This window comes from Corallococcus praedator, assembly GCF_003612125.1.
GTDB classification, from domain to species: domain Bacteria; phylum Myxococcota; class Myxococcia; order Myxococcales; family Myxococcaceae; genus Corallococcus; species Corallococcus praedator.
Map to the genome: position 1 here is coordinate 1 of NZ_RAWI01001483.1, position 379 is coordinate 379.

General features: G+C 60.9%; 1 protein-coding gene. It reads right to left on the minus strand.

What is annotated here, in order from left to right:
- On the minus strand, positions 1 to 299 hold a 299-nt coding region (locus D7Y13_RS44985), incomplete at its 3' end, for an ATP-binding cassette domain-containing protein (protein WP_120631193.1).
- Positions 300 to 379: the final 80 nt, after the last annotated feature.

The following is a 379-nucleotide window of genomic DNA, read 5'->3' on the forward strand; positions in this document are numbered from 1 at the left end:
GTATAGACCGTGGGCGTCTGGAATTTCCGCCCAATCCCGAGCCGGTAGATCTGGTATTCGTTCATCCGCGTCACGTCGTGCGCGCCTTCGAATTCGATCTTGCCCGTGTCCGGTTTGGTCCGGCCGGTGATCAGATCCAGGAAGGTCGTTTTGCCGGCGCCGTTGGGGCCGATGACCGTGCGCAGCTCGCCGGCATCCAGGTAGAAGTTCAGGTTGGTGATGGCCTTGAAGCCGCTGAACTGTTTGTTCACGCCTTCCGCGGCGAGGAGGAAGGGCTTTTGCGTGGATTCGATTTTCATCGGTTACTTGGCGTCAGCGGTGACCGCGGCGGGTAGTTTGGCTTCGGGAGCTTCGGCACGGCGTTTGGCCAGTGCGGAGC